Annotated in this window: 15 protein-coding genes; 3 read left to right on the plus strand and 12 right to left on the minus strand. The window is 69.1% G+C overall.

Annotated features, from left to right (window positions below; translation table 11 throughout):
- Position 1: 1 nt before the first annotated feature.
- The 6 genes from AB0F11_RS14630 to rfbB form a co-directional block, all read right to left on the minus strand.
- Positions 2 to 907 (minus strand): glycosyltransferase, encoded by a 906-nt coding sequence (locus tag AB0F11_RS14630; protein WP_362172458.1) that lies wholly within the window; start codon positions 905 to 907, stop codon positions 2 to 4.
- 10 nt (positions 908 to 917) lie between these two features.
- On the minus strand, positions 918 to 1,373 hold the full coding sequence (locus AB0F11_RS14635; RefSeq protein WP_362172460.1) for a DUF2304 domain-containing protein: 456 nt from the start codon (positions 1,371 to 1,373) through the stop codon (positions 918 to 920).
- Positions 1,373 to 2,059 (minus strand): glycosyltransferase family 2 protein, encoded by a 687-nt coding sequence (locus AB0F11_RS14640; protein WP_361913624.1) that lies wholly within the window; start codon positions 2,057 to 2,059, stop codon positions 1,373 to 1,375. Before AB0F11_RS14640 ends, AB0F11_RS14635 begins: the two co-directional genes overlap by 1 nt.
- Positions 2,060 to 2,136: 77 nt before the next feature.
- Complete coding sequence (locus AB0F11_RS14645) at positions 2,137 to 3,468, minus strand: hypothetical protein (RefSeq protein ID WP_362172463.1); 1,332 nt, start codon at positions 3,466 to 3,468, stop codon at positions 2,137 to 2,139.
- The gene (rfbD, locus tag AB0F11_RS14650) at positions 3,465 to 4,400 is read right to left on the minus strand and encodes a dTDP-4-dehydrorhamnose reductase (RefSeq protein ID WP_362172466.1); all 936 of its coding nucleotides are present in this window, start codon (positions 4,398 to 4,400) and stop codon (positions 3,465 to 3,467) included. The genes AB0F11_RS14645 and rfbD overlap by 4 nt, the downstream gene beginning before the upstream one ends.
- A complete protein-coding gene (rfbB, locus tag AB0F11_RS14655; protein WP_362172468.1) occupies positions 4,397 to 5,374 on the minus strand; it encodes a dTDP-glucose 4,6-dehydratase in 978 nt (325 codons plus the stop codon). The genes rfbD and rfbB overlap by 4 nt, the downstream gene beginning before the upstream one ends.
- 84 nt (positions 5,375 to 5,458) lie before the next feature.
- Between rfbB and rfbA the strand changes: the two genes are divergently transcribed.
- Together rfbA and rfbC are read left to right on the plus strand one after the other, a co-directional pair.
- Positions 5,459 to 6,334 carry a glucose-1-phosphate thymidylyltransferase RfbA gene (gene rfbA, locus AB0F11_RS14660; protein WP_362172471.1) on the plus strand — a complete coding sequence of 292 codons (876 nt, stop codon included), beginning with the start codon at positions 5,459 to 5,461 and terminating at the stop codon, positions 6,332 to 6,334.
- Positions 6,331 to 6,930, plus strand: a complete 600-nt coding sequence (rfbC, locus tag AB0F11_RS14665) for a dTDP-4-dehydrorhamnose 3,5-epimerase (RefSeq protein ID WP_362172474.1) — start codon at positions 6,331 to 6,333, stop codon at positions 6,928 to 6,930. The genes rfbA and rfbC overlap by 4 nt, the downstream gene beginning before the upstream one ends.
- Before the next feature lie 207 nt (positions 6,931 to 7,137).
- Here rfbC and tuf read toward each other — a convergent pair whose 3' ends face one another.
- The 4 genes from tuf to rpsL form a co-directional block, all read right to left on the minus strand.
- The gene (gene tuf / locus AB0F11_RS14670) at positions 7,138 to 8,331 is read right to left on the minus strand and encodes an elongation factor Tu (protein WP_361913607.1); all 1,194 of its coding nucleotides are present in this window, start codon (positions 8,329 to 8,331) and stop codon (positions 7,138 to 7,140) included.
- A 153-nt stretch (positions 8,332 to 8,484) separates the two neighbouring features.
- Positions 8,485 to 10,614 carry an elongation factor G gene (fusA, locus tag AB0F11_RS14675; protein ID WP_362172477.1) on the minus strand — a complete coding sequence of 710 codons (2,130 nt, stop codon included), beginning with the start codon at positions 10,612 to 10,614 and terminating at the stop codon, positions 8,485 to 8,487.
- A gap of 39 nt (positions 10,615 to 10,653) precedes the next feature.
- The gene (gene rpsG, locus AB0F11_RS14680; RefSeq protein WP_114053724.1) at positions 10,654 to 11,124 is read right to left on the minus strand and encodes a 30S ribosomal protein S7; all 471 of its coding nucleotides are present in this window, start codon (positions 11,122 to 11,124) and stop codon (positions 10,654 to 10,656) included.
- A gap of 2 nt (positions 11,125 to 11,126) precedes the next feature.
- Positions 11,127 to 11,498 (minus strand): 30S ribosomal protein S12, encoded by a 372-nt coding sequence (rpsL, locus tag AB0F11_RS14685; RefSeq protein ID WP_007265893.1) that lies wholly within the window; start codon positions 11,496 to 11,498, stop codon positions 11,127 to 11,129.
- 481 nt (positions 11,499 to 11,979) lie between these two features.
- Here rpsL and AB0F11_RS14690 point away from each other — a divergent pair, with 481 nt between their 5' ends.
- On the plus strand, positions 11,980 to 14,472 hold the full coding sequence (locus AB0F11_RS14690; RefSeq protein ID WP_362172480.1) for a YfhO family protein: 2,493 nt from the start codon (positions 11,980 to 11,982) through the stop codon (positions 14,470 to 14,472).
- Positions 14,473 to 14,976: 504 nt separating this feature from the next.
- Here the strand turns inward: AB0F11_RS14690 and AB0F11_RS14695 are convergent.
- Both AB0F11_RS14695 and rpoB read right to left on the minus strand, forming a co-directional pair.
- Positions 14,977 to 18,876, minus strand: coding sequence for a DNA-directed RNA polymerase subunit beta' (locus tag AB0F11_RS14695; protein ID WP_362172483.1), 3,900 nt, complete (start codon positions 18,874 to 18,876; stop codon positions 14,977 to 14,979).
- Positions 18,877 to 18,975: 99 nt separating this feature from the next.
- Positions 18,976 to 22,458, minus strand: coding sequence for a DNA-directed RNA polymerase subunit beta (rpoB, locus tag AB0F11_RS14700; RefSeq protein ID WP_361919229.1), 3,483 nt, complete (start codon positions 22,456 to 22,458; stop codon positions 18,976 to 18,978).
- Positions 22,459 to 22,755 lie beyond the last annotated feature (297 nt).

Below are 22,755 nucleotides of genomic sequence, written 5' to 3' on the forward strand. Positions count from 1 at the left end.
GTCAGCCGTCGGCTCTCCGGCCCGCCGTGAAGGCGTGCCGGGTGAGCGTGCGCAGGCCCTCGCGGTGCCCGCGGCGCAGCGCCCCCGGGAGCATCGTGAGCGCGTGGAGGCGGGAGGCGCTGTGGAAGCGGGCGGCGCGGGCGGCCCGGGGCCAGCCGCGGGCGTCCATACGGGCGGCCACCGCGGAGAAGTACCGCTCGGCCTCGGTGAAGCGGGTGCCGGAGAACGCCTGGACGGAGGACTCGCTGACCGCGTGGCGGCGGTAGCGGAACACCGTGGTCGTCTCGTCGATCACCATGCGCTCGCCGGCCTCCAGCAGGTCGACGACCAGTGCGAGGTCCTGGATGACCGAGTAGTCGTCGCGGAAGTTGACCTTGCGCAGGGCCTCGCCGCGCCAGCAGATCGACGGGAAGTACAGCCAGTTCCCGCGCAGCACGCTGGTGGCGAGCTCCTCGCCGCCCATCACGCGCCGGCCGTCGACCTTGGGGGCGTACAGGCGGCGCTTGGTCTGGTCGGCGAGCCCGTACGCGACGTTGCCGTCGCCGTCGATCACCTCGACGCCGGGCTGGACCATGCCGATGCCCGGGTTCGCGTCGATGATCTTCCGGACGGTCTCCAGGTAGTGCGGGTGCAGCAGGTCGTCGCAGCCCATGATGACGACGTGGTCGGCCTCGGAGAGGCTGACGCACTTCTGGAAGTTCTTCGTGATGCCGAGGTTCTGCTCGTTGCGCAGGTAGTGGACCCGCTCGTCGCCGAGCTCGGCGAACCAGCCCGGGACGTCGGGCTCCTTGCCGTCGTCGATGACGACGAGCCGGAAGTCCGGGTCGGTCTGGGCCAGGACGCTGCGCACGGCGTCCTGCATCAGCTGCACGTCCCCGTAATAGGGGAGCATGAAATCGAAGGTCACCACGGCAGCGTCAGGCCTTCACGGTCTCGGAGTCGGCGTTCGCCCGGGCGTCGACATCCGCGTCGGCGTCCGCGGAGGCCGGCGCGGCCTGGCGGGGCACACCGGCGGGCGCGCCGAGGCGCTCCTCGTTGTGCCGGGCGCCCTCGTTGAGGGCCACGGTGCGGGCGAGGTCGGTGAGCTTCTTCTCCAGGGAGCGGAAGCGCAGGAAGGTGTTGAGCGTCAGGAAGCCCATCGCCAGGACCATCACGTACAGCACGAGGTCGGTGCCGCGGCCGACGCCGAGCCGGTGCGCGACCCAGGTGACGTCGGTCGGGCGGAGCACCGCGTACACGTTGACGACGACGAACACGGAGAACGCGATGCGCTTCCAGGCGCGGTTGCGGGCCTGGCCCCAGGTGCGTATGAACACCAGGGCCATCGACACCGAGCCGGCGATGAGCAGCAGCTGGATCCAGAAGTACTTCATCAGCGGCCACGCTCCCGCATGGTGATGTCGAAGACGATGTTGACGCCGTTGATCAGGGACTGGCCCTTGGCGCGCGAGTAGTCCGTGTAGAGGATGTCCACGGGAACCTCCGTGACGCGCAGGTCGGAGGCGGCCAGGTAGCCGACGATCTCGGACGCGTGCGCCATGCCGTTCATGGTGATGTCCAGCTGCTCGGCCGCCTTGCGGCCGAGGACGCGCAGGCCGTTGTGGGCATCGGTGAGCTTGAGCTTGCGGGCGGTGGGGCTGACGGCGGCGGCCGTGCGCAGCACGACCCGCTTGATCCACGGCACCTGGCCGTTCTGCTCGATGAAGCGGGAGCCGAGGACCACGTCGGCCTCGTCGGCGCGCAGCACGGCGACCATCTTCTCGACGTCGGCGGTCTGGTGCTGGCCGTCCGCGTCGAAGGTCGCGAAGTAGCGGGCGCCGGGCTGGGCGAGCGCGTACTTCAGGCCCGTCTGCAGGGCGGCGCCCTGGCCGAGGTTGACCGGGTGGCGCACGAGGTGGGCGCCGGTGGTCGCGATGTGCTCGGCCGAGTCGTCGGTGCTGCCGTCGTCGACGACGACGATGTTCGGGAAGGTCTCGCGTGCTCCCTCGACGACCCCGGCGATCACCTGGCCCTCGTTATAGGCCGGTATGACCAGCCAGACATCGTCGTATTGGGACACGGTAGCTCCAGCGGAAAGTGGCACGGCGTGCGTCGCGTGCGCAGTGTTCGGGGGGTCGTCGAGGGCCGGCATGGTAGTCACTCCCTGACCGCCCCGGCGACCGGCGGGCGTTCGGCGCCCTGGTGCCCGGCTCCCCCGGCGGCTCCCCCGGCAGCCCCGGGGAACCTCAGCCTCAGCACCGCCAGCATACCGAGCACGGTGGCCAGCGAGCCGAGGGCGTAGGCCAGGATGACGCGCAGGGCCACGTCACCCGGCGCGAAAGTGACGCCGATCAGGACGGCGGTGCCGACGGCCCAGCACATCAGCTGCAGGTTGTGCCGCTTGAATACCATCAGCGCCTGGCCGAGCACCATCGCGAACATGTACGCCACGGTGCCGGCGGACAAAAGGAAGAAGTCGAGGCAGCCCAGCACCGGCTTGGCCCCGAACAGGACGCCGATGAGCCACGGTCCGAGCGCGGTGGCGGGCACCCCGCCGGCCAGCCCGAGCAGCCCGACGACCACCCCGATCCGGCGCAGCATCGCCGAGAACGCGGCCCGGTCCCCGGCCGTGAACGCGGCGGTCAACCCGCCCAGCAGCGAGGCCTGGAGCGAGCCGAAGACGAACAGCGGCACCCGCGCCAGCACGAGCGCGTTCAGCAGGGCCGCGATCAGCACGCTGTCGGCGGGGGCGAGCAGCTTGGTGCTCATCACCGCCGCGTTGACAACCACCTGCGACAGCAGCGTGGAGCAGATCAGCAGCCCGAGCCCGCCGGTCAGCTCCCGCCAGGCGATCCGCTCGCCGGGCTCCACGGCCCGCAGCAGCGCCGGCAGCGTGGCCAGCATGGCGGCGACCGGGGCGAGGGCCAGCACCAGGCTGAACGCGAGCGCCGAGCGGAGCCCGAGCACGGAGCAGCCGAAGGCGAGGAGGATGCGCAGCCCGCCGTCCAAGGCGAGTTGGAGCCCGTACGCGCCGAACCGGCCGAGGCCGGCGAGGACTCCGCGGGTCAGGTAGCAGACGGCCATGCCGGTGAAGGCGCCGCCGAGCGCGGCGACCAGGCCGCGGTCGCCGTGGAAGAGCAGGTCGGCGAGGGGGCCCGCGCCGAGGCCGAGGACGAGCAGCGTCGCGCCGAGCATCGCGGCGGTCAGCAGGGCGGCGCGGCGCAGCACGGGGGCGGCACCCTGGCCGAGGACCGCGCGGGCGGCGACGATCCGGGTGAGCTCCTGCTCGATGGGGAAGAACACGCCGATGCCGACGGACATGACGATCGTCCACAGGACGGAGACGTTGGCCATGGCGTCGGTGGACAGGCTGTGGCCGGCCACACCCAGGTGGACGTAGGAGGCCGCGCCCAGCACGACGGTGCCGCCGGCCACCGCGACGGTGCCCGGCGGCAGCGCCGCGGTGACCTTGTCCAGCAGGGACTTCATCCCGTGGCACCGTTTCGGGCCGTGCCGGCCAGCTGCGTGAAGACCGGCGCGGCCATCGCCTCGGCCAGCTGCTCGCGCCAGTCGGGCAGCGGGGCCAGCCCCGCTTCGGCCCACCGGTCGTGCGCGAGCACGCTGAACGCGGGGCGCACGGCCGGGCGGGGATACGCGGCGGAGGTCGTCGGCCGGATCCGCTCCGGGTCGAGCCCGGCAAGGCGGTAGCTCTCGCGGGCCAGCCCGAACCAGGTGGTGCGGCCGCTCGCGGTGCCGTGGTAGACCCCGCCCGGGGCCCGGCCCGCCAGCGCGGCCAGGCCCAGTTCGACGAGGCGGCGGGCCAGGGCGAACGACCAGGTGGGCTGGCCGTGCTGGTCGTCGACCACGTCGAGGGTGTCGCGCTGGGCGGCCAGCTTCAGCATGGTGGCCACGAAGTTGGGCCCGTGCTCGCCGTACAGCCAGGCGGTGCGCACGACGTAGCCGTCCTGCGGCAGGAGCTCGGCGACGGCCTGCTCGCCGGCCAGTTTGCTGCGCCCGTACGCGTTGACGGGGCCGGTCGCGGCGTCCTCGCGGTACGGCTCGGAGGCGTCGCCGGGCAGCACGTAGTCGGTGGAGACGTGCAGCAGGCGCGCCCCGGCGGCGGCGCAGGCCGCGGTGAGGACGCGTACGCCGGTGCCGTTGACGGCGGTGGCGGCCTCCTCGGCGCTCTCCGCACCGTCCACGTCGGTCCAGGCGGCGCAGTTGACGACGACCGCGGCGCCCTCGACGGCGGCCCGTACGGCTGCCGGGTCGGTGATGTCGAGGTCCGCCCGGCCGAGGCCGGCGGCCTCGATCCCGGCGTCCTTCAAAGCAGCCAGGACGTCCTGGCCGAGCATGCCCGCGGCACCGGTGACGAGCCAGCGCCCTGCGGGAGGGGCGGGGTTCACGGCGGTGGCGCTCACTTCTGCAGCGCTGCCTTGTCCTTCAGCGGCTCCCACCAGGTGCGGTTCTCGCGGTACCAGGCGATGGTCTGCGCGATGCCGTCCTCGAAGCGGACCTGCGGGGTGTAGCCCAGCTCGCTGTTGATCTTGCTGATGTCGATGGAGTAGCGCAGGTCGTGGCCCTTGCGGTCCTCGACGTGCTCGACCATGCCCCAGTCCAGGCCCGCGGCCTCCAGCAGCACGCCGGTGAGCTCCTTGTTGGTGAGCTCGGTGCCGCCGCCGATGTTGTAGACCTCTCCGCCGCGGCCCTTGCGCATGGCCAGGTCGATGCCGCGGCAGTGGTCGGAGACGTGCAGCCAGTCGCGGACGTTGCCGCCGTTGCCGTACAGCGGGACCTTCCGGCCGTCCATCAGGTTGGTGACGAACAGCGGGATGACCTTCTCCGGGAACTGGTAGTGCCCGTAGTTGTTGGAGCAGCGGGTCACCACGACGTCCATGCCGTGGGTGCGCGCGTACGCCAGCGCCAGCAGGTCGGAGGAGGCCTTCGAGGCGGAGTACGGGGAGTTCGGCACCAGCGGCCACTCCTCGGTCCAGGAGCCCTCGTTGATGGAGCCGTACACCTCGTCGGTGGAGATGTGGACGAAGCGGCCGACGCCGTGCTTGCGGGCGGCGTCCAGCAGCACCTGCGTACCGACGACGTTGGTCATCACGAACGGGCCGGCGCCCGCGATCGAGCGGTCCACGTGGGACTCCGCGGCGAAGTGCACCACCACGTCGTGGCCCGGCATCACCTCGTCGACCGCGACCGGGTCGCAGATGTCGCCCTTGACGAACTTGTAACCCGCGTGTTCGGCGACCGGGTCGAGATTGGCCTCCACACCGGAGTAGGTCAGCTTGTCGAAGACCGTGATCTGGGCCGATGCATCCGCACCGAGCTGCTGGCGGACGAATTCTGAACCGATGAAGCCGGCGCCGCCGGTCACGAGGATGCGCATAGTACGGAGAGTCTAGTCGCTTGTACTACCACCCCACCGGCCCGGACCGCTTCCCTCCGCTTCCTCTCGCATAGGGTTGTGTCCATGCGTGGAATTCTCTTGGCCGGCGGCACCGGATCCCGACTCTGGCCGCTGACCCGGGCAGTCTCTAAGCAGCTGCTCCCCGTCTTCGACAAGCCGATGATCTACTACCCGCTGTCCACCCTGGTCATGGCCGGTATCAGCGAGATCCTCGTCATCACCACCCCGGAGGACCGTGCGCAGTTCGAGCGGCTGCTCGGCGACGGCTCGCAGTTCGGGCTGCGGCTGGAGTACGCCGTCCAGGAGCGTCCCGAGGGCATCGCCCAGGCCTTCGTGCTCGGCGCCGACTTCATCGGCGACGAGTCCGTCGCGCTGATCCTCGGCGACAACATCTTCCACGGCAGCGGCCTCGGCACGCGCCTCGCCGAGCACACCGGAGCCAAGGGCGGCCGCGTCTTCGCGTACCCGGTCGCGGACCCGACGGCGTACGGCGTCGTCGAGTTCGACGAGAACGGCCAGGCCATCTCCATCGAGGAGAAGCCCGAGAAGCCCAAGTCCCGCTACGCGGTGCCCGGCCTGTACTTCTACGACAACCGCGTCGTGGAGATAGCCCGGGGGCTGGAGCCCAGCGCCCGCGGCGAACTGGAGATCACCGCCGTCAACGACGCCTACCTGCAGGCCGGCGAGCTGAACGTGACCATCCTCGACCGCGGCACCGCCTGGCTGGACACCGGCACCTTCGTCTCGATGGTCCAGGCCTCGGAGTTCGTCCGCGTCATAGAGGAGCGCCAGGGCTTCAAGATCGGCTGCATCGAGGAGGCCGCCTGGCGGGCCGGCCTGATCGACGACGCGCAACTGCGCGAGCTGGCCGAACCGCTGTTGAAGAGCGGCTACGGCCAGTACCTGGTGAACCTGCTCGACGAGGAGGGCGGCCGGTGAAGTTCCGCGAACTCTCCCTCGAGGGCGTCTACGAGGTCACCCCGCAGCTGCACGGCGACCCGCGCGGCCTGTTCACCGAGTGGTACCGCTTCGACCAGCTGTCCGAGCTCGTCGGGCACCCGCTGAAGCTGGCCCAGGCCAACCTCTCGGTCTCCTCGCGCGGCGTGGTCCGCGGCATCCACTTCGCCGACGTGCCGCCCGGCCAGGCCAAGTACGTGACCTGCGTCCGCGGCGCCGTCCTCGACGTCATCGTGGACCTGCGGGTCGGCTCCCCGACCTTCGGCCGCTGGGAGGGCGTCCGCCTGGACGACGTGGACCGCCGCGCGGTCTACATCCCCGAGGGCATGGGCCACGGCTTCTGCGCGCTCACGGACGACGCCACGCTTTCGTACCTGTGCTCGGAGACGTACAACCCGACCGGCGAGCACGCGGTTCACCCGCTCGACCCCGATCTGGGCATCGACTGGCCAGCCGACGCCCCGCAGCTGTCGGCGCGCGACGAGGCCGCCCCGTCGCTGGCCGAGGCCATCGAGACGGGCCTGCTGCCGGACTACGCCGCCTGCCTGGAGTTCACCGAGTCGCTGCGCGTGGAGTGACGCACCGCCTCTGCCCGACGCAAGGGCCGTACCCCGCCCCGGGGTACGGCCCTTCGGCGTTCCGCGGCGATCCTCGACGTTCCTCGCCGCTCCCCCGGCCGCGCCGGGGAACGCCGAAGGGCCCCGCCCCACCGCCGAAGCGATGGGCCGGGGCCCTCCAGTGCAACTCGGTGCCCGGATCAACGGGCTACCAGGTCAGAACACGAATTACTTCGTGATCTTGGTGACCTGGCCGGCGCCCACGGTGCGACCACCCTCACGGATGGCGAACTTCAGGCCCTCCTCCATGGCGACCGGCTGGATCAGCTGGACGGACATCTCGGTGTTGTCGCCCGGCATGACCATCTCGGTGCCCTGCGGCAGGGTCACAACGCCCGTCACGTCCGTGGTACGGAAGTAGAACTGCGGACGGTAGTTGTTGAAGAACGGCGTGTGGCGGCCACCCTCGTCCTTGGACAGGATGTAGGCCTGGGCCTCGAACTCGGTGTGCGGGGTGACCGAACCCGGCTTGATGATGACCTGGCCGCGCTCGACGTCCTCGCGCTTGATGCCGCGGAGCAGCAGACCGACGTTCTCACCGGCCTGGCCCTCGTCGAGCAGCTTGCGGAACATCTCGATGCCGGTGACCGTGGTGGTGGTCTTCTCGTTCTTGATGCCGATGATGTCGACGGTCTCGTTGACCTTCAGGACACCACGCTCGATACGACCGGTGACGACGGTGCCACGACCGGTGATCGTGAAGACGTCCTCGACGGGCATCAGGAACGGCTTCTCGGTGTCACGCGGCGGGGTCGGGATCGACTCGTCGACGGCCTTCATCAGGCCGAGGAGCTTGTCGCCCCACTCCTTGTCGCCCTCGAGGGCCTTCAGCGCGGAGACGCGGACGACCGGCAGGTCGTCGCCCGGGAACTCGTACTCGGAGAGCAGCTCACGGACCTCGAGCTCGACGAGCTCCAGGATCTCCTCGTCGTCCACCATGTCGGCCTTGTTCAGGGCGACGACGATGTACGGAACGCCGACCTGGCGGGCCAGGAGCACGTGCTCCTTGGTCTGCGGCATCGGGCCGTCGGTGGCGGCGACCACGAGGATGGCGCCGTCCATCTGCGCGGCACCCGTGATCATGTTCTTGATGTAGTCAGCGTGACCCGGGCAGTCGACGTGAGCGTAGTGACGCTCCTCCGTCTGGTACTCGACGTGCGCGATCGAGATGGTGATACCGCGCTGGCGCTCCTCGGGAGCCTTGTCGATCTGGTCGAAGGCCGAGGCCTCGTTCAGGTCCGGGTACGCGTCGTGCAGCACCTTGGTAATGGCGGCCGTGAGGGTCGTCTTACCGTGGTCAATGTGACCGATGGTGCCGATGTTGACGTGCGGCTTAGTCCGCTCGAACTTCGCCTTCGCCACGGGGGTCCTCCTGGAGAGTGGTTCTGTACGCCTTACTCATCGGCGCCAGGTGATCTTTGCTGGAAAGCCGGCCCCCGGGGCAACAGGTTTTTTGCATTGCGCCTGTTGCCCCAGAGGTTCCGGTGACAAGCCTAAAGCGTGTACTCGGGAGAGTTACTCGCCCTTGGCCTTCGCGATGATCTCCTCGGCGACGTTCCGCGGAACCTCGGCGTAGGAGTCGAACTGCATCGAGTAGCTGGCGCGACCCGAGGTCTTGCTGCGGAGGTCTCCGACGTAGCCGAACATCTCCGAAAGCGGCACGAGGCCCTTCACGACGCGGGCGCCGTGACGCTCCTCCATGGCCTGGATCTGGCCACGGCGGGAGTTGATGTCGCCGATGACGTCACCCATGTAGTCCTCGGGCGTGGTGACCTCGACGGCCATCATCGGCTCGAGCAGGACGGGGGACGCCTTGCGCGCGGCCTCCTTGAAGGCCTGCGAACCGGCGATCTTGAACGCGAGCTCGGAGGAGTCGACCTCGTGGAAGGCACCGTCGAGAAGCGTGACGCGGACGCCCGTCATCTCGTAGCCGGCCAGGATGCCGAACTGCATGGCCTCCTGCGCACCGGCGTCGACCGAAGGGATGTACTCCTTCGGCACGCGGCCACCGGTGACCTTGTTCACGAACTCGTACGCCGGACCGTCGGTCTCGGTGATCGGCTCGATCGCGATCTGCACCTTGGCGAACTGACCGGTACCACCGGTCTGCTTCTTGTGCGTGTAGTCGTGGCGCTCGACCGACTTGCGGATGGTCTCGCGGTACGCGACCTGCGGCTTGCCGACGTTGGCCTCGACCTTGAACTCGCGCTTCATACGGTCGACCAGCACCTCGAGGTGCAGCTCGCCCATACCGCCGAGGATGGTCTGGCCCGTCTCCTCGTCCGAGTGAACGTGGAAGGAGGGGTCCTCCTCCGCGAGACGCTGGATGGCGACACCCAGCTTCTCCTGGTCACCCTTGGACTTGGGCTCGATGGCGACCTGGATGACCGGCGCCGGGAAGTCCATGGACTCCAGGATGACCGGCTGCTTGTCGTCGCACAGCGTCTCACCGGTGGTGGTCTGCTTCAGGCCCATGACGGCGACGATGTCGCCGGCGCCCACCGAGTCGATCTCCTCACGCTTGTTCGCGTGCATGCGGTAGATCTTGCCGATGCGCTCCTTCTTGCCCTTGACGGAGTTCTGCACCGCAGTGCCGGCCTCCAGGCGGCCCGAGTAAACCCGGACGAAGGTGAGCTTGCCGAGGTGCGGGTCGCTCATGATCTTGAACGCGAGCGCGGCGAGGGGCTCCTCGTCCGACGGCTTGCGCTTCACGACGACCTCGGCGTCCTTGACGTCGTGGCCCTCGATGGCCTCGATGTCGAGCGGCGAGGGCAGGTAGCGGACGACCGCGTCGAGCAGGGGCTGGACACCCTTGTTCTTGAACGCAGTACCACAGAACACCGCGGTGATCGTGGAACCGCCACCCTTGCCGGAGCCGATGATGATGCGGCGCACGGCGGCGTGCAGCTGCTCCTCGGTCGGCTCCTCGCCGCCCAGGTACAGCTCCATGATCTCGTCGTCGTTCTCGGCGACGGCCTCGAGCAGCTTGCCGCGCCACTCCTCGGCAGCCTCGGCGTGCGTGGCCGGGATGTCGACGACGTCGTACATCTCGCCCTTGGTCGCCTCGGCGGACCAGACGAGCGCCTTCATCTTCACCAGGTCGACAACGCCCTGGAAGTCGGCCTCGGCACCGATGGGGAGCTGCATGACGATCGGAACCGCGCCCAGGCGGTCCTTGATCATGTCGACGCAGCGGTGGAACTCGGCGCCGGTGCGGTCGAGCTTGTTGACGAAGCAGATGCGCGGCACGCCGTAACGGTCGGCCTGACGCCACACCGTCTCGGACTGCGGCTCCACACCGGCGACACCGTCGAACACGGTGACGGCACCGTCGAGGACGCGGAGCGAACGCTCCACCTCGACCGTGAAGTCAACGTGACCCGGGGTGTCGATGATGTTGATGGTGTGGTCGACGTCCTCGAGCGGCCAGTGGCAGGTCGTCGCGGCAGACGTGATCGTGATGCCGCGCTCCTGCTCCTGCTCCATCCAGTCCATCGTGGCAGCGCCGTCGTGGACCTCACCGATCTTGTAAGAGACACCGGTGTAGAACAGGATGCGCTCGGTGGTGGTCGTCTTGCCCGCGTCGATGTGGGCCATGATGCCGATGTTGCGCACCTTGGCCAGGTCAAGCGAAGTGGTAGCCATAAGGCTTCAGTCTTCTCTCGGTCTCGATGTGGGTTGCGACTACCAGCGGTAGTGCGCGAAGGCCTTGTTGGACTCGGCCATCTTGTGCGTGTCCTCACGCTTCTTGACGGCCGCACCGAGGCCGTTCGAGGCGTCGAGGAGCTCGTTCATCAGGCGCTCGGTCATGGTCTTCTCGCGGCGGGCGCGGGAGTAACCCACGAGCCAGCGGAGGGCCAGGGTCGACTGGCGACCCGGCTTGACCTCGACGGGAACCTGGTAGGTCGCGCCACCGACGCGGCGGGACTTGACCTCGAGGGACGGCTTGACGTTCTCCAGCGCGCGCTTCAGCGTGATGACCGGGTCGTTGCCCGTCTTCTCGCGGAGGCCTTCCATGGCGCCGTAGACGATGCGCTCGGCGGTGGAGCGCTTGCCGTTCAGCAGGATCTTGTTGATCAGCGAGGTGACAAGAGGAGACTGGTAGACCGGGTCGATGATGACCGGGCGCTTCGGGGCGGGGCCCTTACGAGGCATTCTTACTTCTCCTTCTTGGCGCCGTAGCGGCTGCGGGCCTGCTTGCGGTTCTTGACAGCCTGGGTGTCAAGCGCACCGCGGATGATCTTGTAACGAACACCCGGCAGGTCCTTCACACGGCCACCACGCACGAGCACGATCGAGTGCTCCTGCAGGTTGTGTCCCTCACCCGGAATGTAAGCGGTGACCTCGATGCCGGAGGTCAGACGCACACGCGCGACCTTGCGGAGCGCCGAGTTCGGCTTCTTCGGGGTGGTCGTGAACACACGCGTGCAGACGCCACGGCGCTGGGGCGAAGCCTCGAGCGCGGGCGTCTTCGTCTTCTCGACCTTGTCCTGCCGGCCCTTACGGACCAGCTGCTGGATCGTAGGCACTACTTCTCCGGTTTCTGTGTGCCGTGTAGTGAAGCTAACCTGGAACATTTCCCCGACCCACGCGGTCGGGTGTGTCGGATCCGGCAGGCCTCCGCGCAGGCGCGGAAATGCTCGCGTGGATCTCGGTGGCCGATGCGGCTCGCGTGCGGTTGATGGACACGCACGGGAGCCCAGGCACACCCCAGGCACAAGGTCTGAGCGTACCCACCGCATCCACTCCGGTCAAAACAAAGGCCCGCCCGCCGCGACCGCGACATCCCTGCCGGTCATGTGCCGCTTGGGTCGAGCCCTCCGGCGTGCCGCGGTCGCACGAATGTGGTATGGGCCCGTCGGCGGCCGCTCCCGGAAACGGAGGGCCCCACGACAACTAAACTGCGTCAGCGATCCGGCCCGGAGCGGCGGGTCGGCACGAGCGGCGCCGCGGCGCGGAACGGCACGAGCACGCGCCTGCCGCACGACACGAGCATCAGGGAGCGGGACATTGCGGACGGTCACCTCGGAGACGACGGCCGCGGACCGCCCGGTCCGTCCGTCGCCGGACCGCCGGGACCCCCGGCGCCCCCGCCTCGCCCCCCTGTACGCCCCCCTGCTGGCCTTCCTCGTCACCGCCGGCGCCTTCTGCGCCTCCTGGGCGGCCCGCGGCACCTTCCCCTTCGGCCACACGGGCCGGGCCATCAACGACCAGGCCAACCAGTACGTGCCCTTCCACCGGGCGCTGTGGGACCTGGTCCACGGGCAGGCCGCCGGCGACGTGCTCTTCAGCTGGCGCTCCGGCTTCGGCCAGCAGTTCCTGTCGGACTACTACACGTACCTCGGCAACCCGTTCTCCTGGCTGGCCGTCCTCGTCCCGCGGGGCCACGTCGACCTCGCCGTCTTCGCGATCACCCCGGTCACCATGGGCACCGCCGCCGCCGTGATGGCCGTGTACCTCGGCAAGCTGCACCCCGGGCCCTGGTGGCAGCGCGGAGTGCTCGGCGCCTGCTACGGGCTGTGCGGGTGGGCGCTGAGCGACGCCTCGTACATCCCCATGTGGCTGTGGGGGCTGGTCGCCTTCCCGCTGCTCGGCATCGCCGTCGAGTGGTGCCTGGAGGAGCGCCGCTGGCCGGGCGTCACCCTGTTCGTCGCGCTCGCCTGGTTCGGCAACTTCTACACCGCGATGATGGCCACGATGGCCGCCTGCGTGCTGCTCGCCGTCCGCCTGGGCACCGTGGGGCTCACCGGCCGGCAGCGCCTCGGCGCCGTGTGGCGGGCCGCCACGGCCGCCGGGACCGGCATCCTGCTCACCCTGCCGCTGCTGCTGCCCTCGTTCCTGTCCAGCGGGGCCGCGCAGCCGACGCAGGCCGGCGCCTTCGAGCCTGTGCGCACCGAGATCTTCTTCGCGGGGATGCTCCCGGCCACCCACCTGTGGGGCGGCCGGCCGCGCCTGTACGTGGCCTCCCTGGGCCTGATCCTGGCCGGCTCCTTCCTGCTGAACACGGGCATCGCCCGGCGGACCCGCCTGGTGTGGGCGGTGGCGACCGTGCTGGTGGCCGCCTCGTTCCAGTTCCCGCCCACCCAGTACCTGTGGCACGGGCTGGCGGTGCCCAACGGCAACCCGTACCGCGAGGCCTTCGTCTTCAGCGGGATGGTGGTCGTCCTCGCCTGGCTGTCCCTGGCGAACCGGCCGCGCCCGCTGCACCTCGCGCTGACGGCCGTGCTGCTGGTCGCCGCCACCTTCGTGCTGCGGCACACCAACGACTTCGGCGGCTGGACCTGGCCGGCGGTGCTGGGCGGCGGAGCGGTCTCGCTGCTCGCCCTGGTGCTGCTCGCACTGGGTGAGAAGCGGCGGTACCTGATCCCCCTCGCAGCCGTCCTGATGGTCGGGGTGGTCTTCGCCGAGTCCACCGTCGCCGCGGCGAACGCCGACGCCCGGCGCTCGCGCGAGCGGTGGGCCAAGCCGGTCCCCACCTCCAACCGCTCGATCACCGCGCACGGGCAGGCCGTCCGGGACGTCGACGGCTGGCCGGCCTACCGGACCGACTCGGGCGCGCCGCAGACCGCGTACAACGACGCCCTCGCCCTCGGCGCGCAGGGGCCGCAGTACTACAGCAGCTACCTCCCGGAGGCCACCTACCAGGCCCTGGAGCCCCTCGGCTACGGCTTCAAGAACGACGGCCGGACCTTCTTCGGCGCCGACAACCCGGTGCTGGACGCGGTCTTCTCGATCGGTGCCCGGGTCCACCCGGGCCCGGCCGAGGACTCCTGGACGGCCACCCGCTTCCCCGCTCCCCCGCTGGTGACGGTCCGCAGCTCCGCCTTCACCTCCCCGAACCCGGCGGACAGCGTCTACGCCCGCCAGGAAAACGTGCTCGGCGCCGCCGTCTACCGGGTCCCGCAGACGGTCCGCGGCGGCACGGCCACGGAGCAGACGTACACCGCGCAGTGCACGCCCGGCTCGGAGGCGTACTGGTTCTCTCCGGCCCTGTACGGAACCCTCGCCTCCGGTGGCACGGAGCGGCCCCTGGAGGACCGGATGACCGGCGTGCTGAAGCTGGGCCCGGTCCCGGCGGACGGCACGGTCGCCGTCACCGTGAGGACCCGGACCCAGGACGCCACGGCCGGCGAGCACCCGGTCGGCTGCCTGGACCGGGCCGCGCTCGACGCCCGGATCCGCGCCCTCTCCGAGACCGGCGCCACCGAGGTCCGGCCGGGCGGCCACGGCATCGAGGCGACCCTCCCGCCGTCGGCCGCGGGCACCGCCGTCCTCGCCACGACCGACATCCCGGGCTGGCAGTGCACCGTCGACGGCAAGCCGGCCGCCCCGGCCTCCTTCCACGGCCTGCTGTCCCTCCCCCTGGCCCCCGGCGCCCGGCACCTCGCCTGCACCTTCACCCCCAGGGGCCTCATCCCGGGCCTGGCCGGGCCGGCCCTGGCCGCCCTGACCCTGGCCGCGGCCACCCTCCTCCCCCGCCTCCGCCGCCGCCGACACGCCTGACCGGGGCCGACGCCGTCCCGTACCGACGCGCCGCTACCCGGGTTCCGGACGCTCCGCGCCCGTGCGCTCAAACGCCGCGCGGGCTGGATGGTGCCGCCTCGCGGCAATGCACGGACCCCGGGGCGGCGCCCCAGAAGCCCAGCCGGCTCCGCCGACGCCTGAACCGGAGGCCGGCAAATCCAGCCCCGGCGGCGTTTGAGGCGCGGGGTCTGGGGCGGAGCCCCAGTAAGCACCCGCCGCCTGCCTGCGCAGCGAAGGGTCCGCCATTTCAGCCTCGCCGGCGTTTGAGGCGCGGGGTTTGGGGCGGAGCCCCAAGAAACCCGGCTCCGCCGGGCACCGGGCCCCGCCCGGACCCTCCCCCAGACTCCGTCCGGGGGGACCCCCACTCAAACGCCGGCGGGGCTGGATTTGCCGGACCCCTGCTTCGGCGGCGGGCAGGCCGGCCAGGGCAACGAAGAAGCCCCCGCCGCTCCTTTCGGAGCAGCGGGGGCTTCTTGGTGACCCTTAGCCGTTGTACGGGCCGTAGTCGTAGTCCTCCAGCGGAACGGCCTGGCCGGAGCCGGTACCGAAGGGCGAGTAGTCGATGTCGTCGTAGCCGACGGCCGAGTACATCGCGGCCTTCGCCTCCTCGGTCGGCTCGACCCGGATGTTGCGGTAGCGGGCGAGGCCCGTACCGGCCGGGATGAGCTTACCGATGATGACGTTCTCCTTGAGGCCGATGAGGCTGTCGGACTTGGCGTTGATCGCCGCATCCGTCAGGACTCGGGTCGTCTCCTGGAAGGAGGCGGCCGACAGCCAGGACTCCGTCGCCAGCGAGGCCTTGGTGATACCCATCAGCTGCGGACGGCCGGAGGCGGGGTGACCGCCCTCGGTGACCACACGACGGTTCTCGGTCTCGAAGCGCGACCGCTCCACGAGCTCGCCCGGCAGCAGCTCCGCGTCGCCGGACTCGATGATCGTCACGCGGCGCAGCATCTGCCGGATGATGATCTCGATGTGCTTGTCGTGGATCGACACGCCCTGCGAGTTGTAGACCTTCTGGACCTCGCCGACCAGGTGCACCTGGACGGCGCGCTGGCCGAGGATGCGCAGCACGTCGTGCGGGTTGGTGGCACCCGCGGTGAGCTTCTGGCCCACCTCGACGTGGTCGCCCTCGTGGACGATGACCTTGGCGCGCTTGGAGATCGGGAAGGCCGTCTCGTCGCTGCCGTCGTCCGGGGTGATGACGATCTTCTTGGTCTTCTCGGTCTCCTCGATCCGCACGCGGCCGGCGGCCTCGGAGATCGGGGCGACACCCTTCGGGGTACGGGCCTCGAAGAGCTCGACGACACGCGGCAGACCCTGGGTGATGTCGTCACCGGCCACACCACCGGTGTGGAAGGTACGCATCGTCAGCTGGGTACCGGGCTCACCGATGGACTGGGCGGCGATGATGCCGACCGCCTCACCGATGTCGACCAGCTTGCCGGTGGCGAGCGAGCGTCCGTAGCAGAAGGCACAGGTGCCGACCGCGGACTCGCAGGTCAGGACGGAGCGGGTCTTGACCTCCTCGACGCCGTTGGCGACGAGGGCGTCGATCAGGACGTCGCCGAGGTCGACGTTGGCCGGCGCGATGACCTTGCCGTCGACGACCACGTCCTCCGCCAGCATGCGGGCGTAGACCGAGGTCTCGACGTCGTCGGCCTTGCGCAGGACGCCGTCCTCGCCGCGGACGGCGATCTTCAGCTTCAGGCCGCGCTCGGTGCCGCAGTCCTCCTCGCGGATGATCACGTCCTGCGAGACGTCCACCAGACGACGGGTCAGGTAACCCGAGTCGGCGGTACGCAGGGCGGTGTCCGCCAGACCCTTACGGGCACCGTGCGTGGAGATGAAGTACTCCAGAACGGTGAGGCCCTCACGGAAGGACGCCTTGATCGGACGCGGGATGGTCTCGTTCTTCGCGTTCGACACCAGACCACGCATACCGGCGATCTGCCTCATCTGCATCATGTTTCCTCGGGCACCCGAGTCAACCATCATGAAGATGGGGTTGGTCTTGGGGAAGTTCGCGTTCATCGCCTCGGCAACCTCGTTGGTCGCCTTGGTCCAGATCGCGATGAGCTCCTGCGTGCGCTCGTCCTTGGTGATCAGACCGCGCTCGTACTGCTTCTGGACCTTCTCGTCCTGGGCCTCGTAGCCCGCGACGATCTCCTTCTTCGCCTCAGGCACGACGACGTCGGAGATGGCCACGGTGACGCCGGAACGGGTCGCCCAGTGGAAGCCGGCCGCCTTCAGGTTGTCGAGCGTCGCCGCCACGATGACCTTGGGGTAGCGCTCCGCCAGGTCGTTGACGATCTCGGAGAGCTGCTTCTTGCCCACCGAGTAGTCGACGAACGGGTAGTCCTCCGGCAGCAGCTCGTTGAAGAGCGCACGGCCCAGCGTGGTCTTCAGACGGAAGCTGTCGCCCGGCTGGAACTCCTGCTCACCCTCCTCGGCGACCGGGGGGACCCAGCCGCGCGGCGGGATGGTGCCCACCGGGAAGCGGATGTCGACGGCCGACTGGAGCGAGAGCTCGCCCGCGTCGAACGCCATGATCGCCTCGGCCGTGGAGCCGAACGCACGGCCCTCGCCCTTGACGTTGCGCAGCTCGCCGTCCGTGGTCAGGAAGAACAGACCGAGGACCATGTCCTGGGTCGGCATCGTGACCGGGCGGCCGTCGGCCGGCTTGAGGATGTTGTTCGAGGACAGCATCAGGATGCGGGCCTCGGCCTGCGCCTCCGCGGAGAGCGGCAGGTGGACGGCCATCTGGTCACCGTCGAAGTCCGCGTTGAACGCGGTGCAGACGAGCGGGTGGATCTGGATGGCCTTGCCCTCGACCAGCTGCGGCTCGAAGGCCTGGATGCCGAGGCGGTGCAGCGTGGGCGCACGGTTCAGCAGCACCGGGTGCTCGGCGATGACCTCTTCGAGGACGTCGTACACGACGGTGCGGCCGCGCTCGACCATGCGCTTGGCCGACTTGATGTTCTGCGCGTGGTTCAGGTCGACCAGGCGCTTCATCACGAACGGCTTGAAGAGCTCCAGCGCCATGGCCTTGGGCAGACCGCACTGGTGCAGCTTCAGCTGCGGACCGACGACGATCACGGAACGCGCGGAGTAGTCCACGCGCTTGCCGAGAAGGTTCTGACGGAAGCGACCCTGCTTGCCCTTCAGCATGTCGCTGAGGGACTTCAGCGGACGGTTGCCGGGGCCCGTGACCGGGCGGCCGCGGCGGCCGTTGTCGAAGAGGGCGTCGACCGCCTCCTGGAGCATGCGCTTCTCGTTGTTCACGATGATCTCGGGCGCACCGAGGTCGAGAAGGCGCTTCAGACGGTTGTTGCGGTTGATCACGCGGCGGTACAGGTCGTTCAGGTCGGAGGTCGCGAAGCGGCCACCGTCCAGCTGCACCATCGGACGCAGGTCCGGCGGGATGACCGGCACGCAGTCGAGCACCATGCCCTTGGGGCTGTTGCTGGTCTGCAGGAACGCGGAGACGACCTTGAGGCGCTTGAGCGCACGGGTCTTCTTCTGGCCCTTGCCGGTACGGATGATCTCGCGGAGGCGCTCGGCCTCCTCCTCCAGGTCGAAGGACTCCAGGCGCTTCTGCAGCGCCGCGGCACCCATCGAGCCGTCGAAGTACGTGCCGAAGCGGTCACGCAGCTCGCGGTAGAGGAGCTCGTCGCCCTCGAGGTCCTGGACCTTGAGGTTCTTGAAGCGGTTCCACACCTCGTCGAGGCGGTCGATCTCGCGCTGAGCGCGGTCGCGGAGCTGCTTCATCTCGCGCTCGGCGCCCTCGCGCACCTTGCGGCGCACGTCGGCCTTGGCGCCCTCGGCCTCGAGCTCGGCCAGGTCGGACTCGAGCTTCTTGGCGCGGGCCTCGAGGTCGGCGTCGCGGCGGTTCTCGATCTGCTGGCGCTCGACGGAGACGTGGGCCTCCAGCGACGGCAGGTCGCGCTGGCGGCGCTCGTCGTCGACGAACGTGATCATGTACGCGGCGAAGTAGATGACCTTCTCGAGGTCCTTCGGCGCGAGGTCCAGCAGGTAGCCCAGGCGCGACGGGACGCCCTTGAAGTACCAGATGTGGGTGACGGGAGCGGCAAGCTCGATGTGGCCCATCCGCTCACGGCGCACCTTGGCGCGCGTGACCTCGACGCCACAGCGCTCACAGATGATGCCCTTGAAGCGGACACGCTTGTACTTGCCGCAGTAGCACTCCCAGTCCCGGGTGGGGCCGAAGATCTTCTCGCAGAAGAGTCCGTCCTTCTCGGGCTTCAGGGTGCGGTAGTTGATGGTCTCCGGCTTCTTTACCTCGCCGTGCGACCAGGTACGGATGTCGTCCGCGGTGGCAAGGCCGATCCGCAGCTCGTCGAAGAAGTTGACGTCGAGCACTGTGCGTCAATCCCTCTTTCGGGGTCGTGTCTCTTGATCAGTGGTCTGAACGGTCCCGGGGACGGCGGGGGCTCCTCGTGGGAGCCCCCGCCAGGCCCGTCAGACCTCTTCGACGCTGCTCGGCTCGCGCCGGGACAGGTCGATACCGAGCTCCTCCGCAGCGCGGAAGACGTCCTCGTCGGTGTCGCGCATCTCGATGGACATGCCGTCCGAGGACAGCACCTCCACGTTGAGGCAGAGCGACTGCATTTCCTTGATGAGCACCTTGAAGGACTCGGGAATGCCCGGCTCGGGGATGTTCTCGCCCTTGACGATGGCCTCGTAGACCTTCACTCGGCCGGTGACGTCGTCGGACTTGATGGTCAGCAGCTCCTGGAGGGCGTAGGCGGCGCCGTACGCCTCGAGCGCCCACACCTCCATCTCACCGAAGCGCTGGCCACCGAACTGCGCCTTACCACCCAGCGGCTGCTGCGTGATCATCGAGTACGGACCGGTCGAACGGGCGTGGAGCTTGTCGTCGACCAGGTGGTGGAGCTTGAGGATGTACATGTACCCGACCGAGATCGGGTCCGGGAACGGCTCGCCGGAGCGGCCGTCGAACAGGCGCGCCTTGCCCGACGGCAGGACCAGGCGGTCGCCGTCGCGGTTCGGGATGGTGTGCTCGAACAGGCCGGCGAGCTCGTCCTCGCGGGCGCCGTCGAACACGGGGGTGGCGACGTTGGTGCCGGGCTCGACGCGGTCGGCGCCGATGGCCTTCAGTCGCTCGGCCCACTCCTCCGCCAGGCCGGAGACGTCCCAGCCGCGGCTGGCGAGCCAGCCGAGGTGGATCTCCAGGACCTGTCCCGGGTTCATTCGGGACGGGACACCCAGCGGGTTCAGGATGATGTCGACCGGGGTGCCGTCCTCGAGGAACGGCATGTCCTCGATCGGGAGGATCTTGGAGATGACACCCTTGTTGCCGTGGCGGCCGGCGAGCTTGTCACCGTCGGTGATCTTGCGCTTCTGGGCGACGTAGACGCGGACCAGCTGGTTCACGCCCGGGGGAAGCTCGTCGCCCTCCTCGCGGTCGAAGACGCGGACGCCGATGACCTTGCCGATCTCGCCGTGCGGGACCTTCAGGGAGGTGTCGCGCACCTCGCGCGCCTTCTCACCGAAGATCGCGCGGAGCAGGCGCTCCTCGGGGGTCAGCTCGGTCTCACCCTTCGGGGTGACCTTGCCGACCAGGATGTCGCCGGCGACGACGTCCGCACCGATGCGGATGATGCCGCGCTCGTCGAGGTCGGCGAGGACCTCCTCGGAGACGTTCGGGATGTCCCGGGTGATCTCCTCGGGGCCCAGCTTGGTGTCACGGGCGTCGACCTCGTGCTCCTCGATGTGGATCGAGGAGAGGACGTCGTCCTGCACGAGGCGCTGCGACAGGATGATCGCGTCCTCGTAGTTGTGGCCCTCCCACGGCATGAACGCGACGAGCAGGTTCTTGCCCAGCGCCATCTCGCCGTTCTCGGTGGCCGGACCGTCGGCGAGGACCTGGCCGTCGATGACGCGGTCGCCCTCGTTGACGATGACCTTCTGGTTGACCGAGGTGCCCTGGTTCGAGCGGGAGAACTTGGCGACGCGGTACGTGGTGTACGTGCCGTCGTCGTTGGCGACGGTGATGTAGTCGGCCGAGACCTCCTGGACGACACCGTCCTTCTCCGCCTTGATGGAGTCGCCGGCGTCGACGGCGCAGCGGTACTCCATGCCGGTGCCGACGAGCGGCGCCTCCGCCTTGATGAGCGGAACGGCCTGGCGCATCATGTTCGCGCCCATGAGGGCACGGTTGGCGTCGTCGTGCTCGAGGAAGGGGATCATGGCGGTCGCGACCGACACCATCTGGCGCGGCGAGACGTCCATGTAGTCCACGTCCGTGCCGGGCACGTAGTCGACCTCGCCGCCGCGGCGGCGGACCAGGACGCGGCCCTCGGCGAAGCGCAGCTCCTCGTCCAGGCGCGCGTTGGCCTGGGCGATGACGAAGCGGTCTTCCTCGTCGGCGGTCAGGTAGTCGACCTCGTCGGTCACCTGGGCGTCGACGACCTTGCGGTACGGCGTCTCGACGAAGCCGAACGCGTTGACGCGGCCGTACGAGGCGAGCGAACCGATCAGACCGATGTTCGGGCCTTCGGGGGTCTCGATCGGGCACATGCGTCCGTAGTGGGACGGGTGCACGTCACGGACCTCGAAGCCGGCCCGCTCACGGCTCAGACCACCGGGGCCGAGCGCGGAGAGACGGCGCTTGTGGGTCAGACCAGACAGCGGGTTGTTCTGGTCCATGAACTGCGACAGCTGGCTGGTGCCGAAGAACTCCTTGATGGAGGCGACGACCGGCCGGATGTTGATCAGGGTCTGCGGCGTGATCGCCTCGACGTCCTGGGTGGTCATGCGCTCGCGCACGACGCGCTCCATACGCGCCAGACCCGTGCGGACCTGGTTCTGGATGAGCTCGCCGACGTTGCGCAGACGACGGTTGCCGAAGTGGTCGATGTCGTCGGTCTCGACGACGATCGAACGGCCGGACTCGCCGATGGTCTCGGTCTCGCCCGCGTGGAGCTTCACCAGGTACTTGATCGTCGCGATGATGTCGTCGACGGTCAGCACGCCGGCGTCGAGCGGCTCGTCCGCGCCCAGCTTCTTGTTGACCTTGTAGCGGCCGACCTTCGCGAGGTCGTAGCGCTTCGGGTTGAAGTAGAGGTTCTCCAGCAGCGTCTGGGCGGCCTCGCGCGTCGGCGGCTCGCCCGGACGGAGCTTGCGGTAGATGTCGAGCAGCGCGTCGTCCTGGCCCTGGGTGTGGTCCTTCTCCAGGGTGGCGCGCATGGACTCGTACTCGCCGAACTCCTCGAGGATCTGCTCGGTGGTCCAGCCGAGGGCCTTGAGGAGGACGGTGACGGACTGCTTGCGCTTGCGGTCGATGCGGACACCGACCATGTCGCGCTTGTCGACCTCCATCTCCAGCCAGGCACCCCGGGACGGGATGATCTTGGCGGAGAAGATGTCCTTGTCGGACGTCTTGTCGATGGAGGAGTCGAAGTAGACACCGGGGGAGCGCACCAGCTGCGACACGACGACACGCTCGGTGCCGTTGATCACGAAGGTGCCCTTGTTGGTCATGAGCGGGAAGTCGCCCATGAAGACCGTCTGAGACTTGATCTCACCGGTCTCGTTGTTCGTGAACTCGGCCGTGACGAAGAGCGGCGCCGCGTACGTGAAGTCGCGCTCCTTGCACTCGTCGACGGAGTTCTTCGCCGGCTCGAACCGGTGGTCGCGGAAGGTCAGCGACATCGACCCGGAGAAGTCCTCGATCGGCGAGATCTCCTCGAAGATCTCCTCCAGACCGGACTTGGTAGGGACGTCCTGTCCACTCTCGAGCGCCGACTCGACGCGAGACTTCCAGGCGGCATTGCCGAGCAGCCAGTCAAAGCTCTCGGTCTGCAGCGCCAGGAGGTTCGGAACCTCGAGGGGCTCCTTGATCTTTGCAAAGGAGATGCGCAGCGGGGCGGTGCTGGCACCGTTGTTCGTATTGGTCGAGGCGTTGCGCGAGGCGGCCAAGAGGGGGTCCTTCCGAGGGCTCGGACTCACTACGCGCGTACCGGTCCCAGTCGACACCGCGGTGAGAGACCCCCCGATCCGGCCGAAAGGCCAGGTCAGGGCGCATCAGTCACGTGTGCTCGAGCGTGGGCATGCCCCTGGCGACGGGCAGGGGACAGCTAACAGGCAGCGCAAAGGGTCAGTGTAGCCACTCGGCTCACTGATGTCCAGACCAGGTTTCCGGCAACCGGCAACAGGCCTTCCCCACGTCCGTCAAAAACCAACCCTGCTGTCCCTGCGGCGCGCTCCTCGTACACA

Source organism: Streptomyces sp. NPDC032472, assembly GCF_040636955.1.
Classification (GTDB): Bacteria; Actinomycetota; Actinomycetes; order Streptomycetales; family Streptomycetaceae; genus Streptomyces.

Bases quoted from the DNA above. Each gene is read 5' to 3' on its own strand.
- AB0F11_RS14635 (WP_362172460.1), bottom strand. From the start codon at position 1,373: ATGAAGTACTTCTGGATCCAGCTGCTGCTCATCGCCGGCTCGGTGTCG.
- AB0F11_RS14645 (WP_362172463.1), bottom strand. From the start codon at position 3,468: ATGAAGTCCCTGCTGGACAAGGTCACCGCGGCGCTGCCGCCGGGCACC.
- rfbB (WP_362172468.1), bottom strand. From the start codon at position 5,374: ATGCGCATCCTCGTGACCGGCGGCGCCGGCTTCATCGGTTCAGAATTC.
- rfbA (WP_362172471.1), top strand. From the start codon at position 5,459: ATGCGTGGAATTCTCTTGGCCGGCGGCACCGGATCCCGACTCTGGCCG.
- fusA (WP_362172477.1), bottom strand. From the start codon at position 10,614: ATGGCTACCACTTCGCTTGACCTGGCCAAGGTGCGCAACATCGGCATC.
- rpsG (WP_114053724.1), bottom strand. From the start codon at position 11,124: ATGCCTCGTAAGGGCCCCGCCCCGAAGCGCCCGGTCATCATCGACCCG.